The sequence below is a fragment of the Nonomuraea sp. NPDC005501 genome, from assembly GCF_040605905.1.
Taxonomy (GTDB): domain Bacteria; phylum Actinomycetota; class Actinomycetes; order Streptosporangiales; family Streptosporangiaceae; genus Nonomuraea.
The window spans coordinates 1-2188 of the sequence record NZ_JBEXDT010000212.1 but is presented as its reverse complement, the minus strand read 5'-3'; the positions used below and the strand labels follow the sequence as shown (position 1 = coordinate 2188).

Sequence of the window (2188 nt, the reverse complement as noted above, 5' to 3'; positions counted from 1 at the left end):
CGCAGCACGTCGCGCTGGTGCAGGGTGCCGACGACGCGCCCACTGACCGGGTCGATCACGGGGAGCTGCTTGACGCGCCGGTCGCGCACGGTCCCGTCCGCGTCGAGCTGGAGCAGGTCGCCGGCCAGCATGTCCACCCAGCGCAGGCCGCCCCAGCGGGCGCACCACACGGGTCCCTCGGCGTGCTCGGCGACGGGCTCCGTCACCGGCTCGGCGGTGATCGTCATCGCGTGCTCCTCTCAGAGCGGCTGTGCCTCCCGATGGGCCGCCGGCGAGGCCGCCCACCGGCACACTGCCACGTACGCGCCCCGGATCACCTCAGGCCGGGCTCCCGTGTCCGCGTTTCCTCCGGAACGCCCGCTCGCGGCCGGGAGGTGAACGTGGCCAGCACGAGGAGGAGCGCGCTCTGGGCGAGCATGCCCGGGGCGAGCGGCGGCGTCGGCCCCACGGTCTTCGACAGGGCGTACCACCACTGGGTGAGCGGGCCGAGCGTGTCCCACGTGTCGGCGTACTGCTGGTCGAGCGGGCCCGAGGCGAAGTTCGCGGACACGTGCGCGTACACGCCGAACATCGCGGTCAGCAGGACGGCCGCGGCGATCACGCGGACGACGGCCACCCCGCGCGGCGAGCGGCCGAGGGCGCACACGGCGAGGGCGACCACGAGCACGGCCAGGGCGGCCCAGGGGACGAGCTGCTGCGACGTCTGCCAGTGGCGCTCGGCCGCCAGCTCGAAGGCGGCGCCCATGACGCTGATCGCAGCCACTCCGAGCAGGCCCTGGCGCAGGGTGAGGGTCATGGCGTCAACGCCGATACGATCTTGTTCACGGTGTCCTCGCCGGGGTTGTACTTGGCGAGGTTCTTCCGCAGCGAGGTCAGGTCGGCGTCGTCGGCCGCGTACGGGCGGTACTCGACGACCTCCCTCGCCCACCGCTCGGCGTTGCCGACACCGGCGGCCGTGAGGGCGGCGGCGATCTGGGACTCGTCGGCGGTGTTGGCCGAGACCCTGGCCCCTGCGGGCGCGCCGCCGGCGCCGGTCGTGCCGGTGGCGGTCGTGGCGGACGACGCCGTTTGTCCGGTCGTGCCGGCCGATGAGCAGGCCGTCAGGGAGAGAGCGGCGGCGAGTGCCGCCAGCCCGAGCTTGATCTTCATGGCTGTCATGTGAGCCCATCCGGTGCGGGGTTCGTGCGTTGAATCCCACGTTCTCCGGTTTGTCTCAAAGGTTTCTCGCGGGTTCATGAAGATCTGCTGAGAATGCGCGCCGGAACCGTCCTGGACCGCCGCTCGTTGTCCCGGTACACCGAGCGAAGGCCGGAGGAGGAACATGGGCTGGCACTACAGCAAGTCGATCAAGGTGGGGCCGTTCCGGGTCAACCTGTCGCGGCACGGCGTGAGCCACAGCTTCGGCGGGCGGCGCCTCCACGTGACGAGCACACCCGACGGCCGGCGGCACGTGTCGGTACGGCTGCCCGGCGGCTTCCATCTCGGCAAGTCGTTCGGACGTCGCCGCTACGGCGGCCATTACTAAACCCGATATATCTCGCTTTTCCGGGGTAGCTGATCGCCGTTCCGAACCGATGGAGGAGAGCGATGGGCTGGAGCTACCGGAAGTCGATCAACGTCGGGCCGCTGCGGCTGAACCTGTCCCGTGGCGGCGTCGGGCACAGCTGGGGCAACCGGCTGTTCAGGGTCACCAAGACCGCCGACGGGCGCAAGACGCTGTCGGTCAACCTGCCGGGCGGGTTCCACTGGCGCAGGACGCTGAGCAGCCGCACGAGAGACTGAGGCGCGCTCGCCCCGGACGGATGTCGCGGAGGGGCCGGGGCGCCGCCGGATCATCGGCGGCGCCCCTTCGCCTGCCCGAGCCCCTGCCACCCGGACGGGTCACTCCGTGGGACCGGGTGCGGCGCCCGCCCGTGCCCTTCCCGTCACGATGCTCTCGGCGTGGGCCGTCGCGAGGACGGCGCCGTACGCGATCAGCCGTACCAGATCCTCGTCGCCCCCGCCCGCGCCCGCTCCCGCGTCGGCCGTCGTGCCCGCACCCGCCCGCCACGCGGACACGTCGCCGTCGGTCACGCGGTACGGCGCCAGGGCGGCCATGGCGAACATGGCGGCCAGCAGGACCTGGAGGATCCACAGGAAGATGTCCATTGAGGTCGCCACCCGTTACCGTGCGCCGCTCAGGGGCTCG

The 2188-nt window shown here is 72.0% G+C and carries 5 protein-coding genes and 1 pseudogene; 2 read left to right on the top strand and 4 right to left on the bottom strand.

Annotated features, from left to right (window positions below; genetic code table 11):
* The 3 genes and pseudogenes from ABZS51_RS42600 to ABZS51_RS42590 all read right to left on the bottom strand — a co-directional run.
* Positions 1 to 227 (bottom strand): annotated as a pseudogene (locus ABZS51_RS42600) (hypothetical protein); the annotation flags it as partial.
* Positions 228 to 313: 86 nt separating this feature from the next.
* Complete coding sequence (locus ABZS51_RS42595) at positions 314 to 796, bottom strand: hypothetical protein (RefSeq protein WP_355454018.1); 483 nt, start codon at positions 794 to 796, stop codon at positions 314 to 316.
* A complete protein-coding gene (locus ABZS51_RS42590; RefSeq protein WP_355454015.1) occupies positions 793 to 1149 on the bottom strand; it encodes a hypothetical protein in 357 nt (118 codons plus the stop codon). Before ABZS51_RS42590 ends, ABZS51_RS42595 begins: the two co-directional genes overlap by 4 nt.
* A 172-nt stretch (positions 1150 to 1321) precedes the next feature.
* On the opposite strand from ABZS51_RS42590, the gene ABZS51_RS42585 reads away from it, so the two are divergent.
* Positions 1322 to 1525 (top strand): DUF4236 domain-containing protein, encoded by a 204-nt coding sequence (locus ABZS51_RS42585; protein ID WP_355454012.1) that lies wholly within the window; start codon positions 1322 to 1324, stop codon positions 1523 to 1525.
* Positions 1526 to 1587: 62 nt separating this feature from the next.
* Entirely contained in the window at positions 1588 to 1782 is a 195-nt protein-coding gene (locus ABZS51_RS42580; RefSeq protein WP_310717389.1) for a DUF4236 domain-containing protein, read from the top strand.
* Positions 1783 to 1881: 99 nt separating this feature from the next.
* Here ABZS51_RS42580 and ABZS51_RS42575 read toward each other — a convergent pair whose 3' ends face one another.
* The gene (locus ABZS51_RS42575; protein WP_355454009.1) at positions 1882 to 2148 is read right to left on the bottom strand and encodes a hypothetical protein; all 267 of its coding nucleotides are present in this window, start codon (positions 2146 to 2148) and stop codon (positions 1882 to 1884) included.
* Positions 2149 to 2188: the final 40 nt, after the last annotated feature.

Bases quoted from the DNA above. Each gene is read 5' to 3' on its own strand.
- ABZS51_RS42580 (WP_310717389.1), top strand. From the start codon at position 1,588: ATGGGCTGGAGCTACCGGAAGTCGATCAACGTCGGGCCGCTGCGGCTG.
- ABZS51_RS42595 (WP_355454018.1), bottom strand. From the start codon at position 796: ATGACCCTCACCCTGCGCCAGGGCCTGCTCGGAGTGGCTGCGATCAGC.
- ABZS51_RS42585 (WP_355454012.1), top strand. From the start codon at position 1,322: ATGGGCTGGCACTACAGCAAGTCGATCAAGGTGGGGCCGTTCCGGGTC.
- ABZS51_RS42575 (WP_355454009.1), bottom strand. From the start codon at position 2,148: ATGGACATCTTCCTGTGGATCCTCCAGGTCCTGCTGGCCGCCATGTTC.
- ABZS51_RS42590 (WP_355454015.1), bottom strand. From the start codon at position 1,149: ATGAAGATCAAGCTCGGGCTGGCGGCACTCGCCGCCGCTCTCTCCCTG.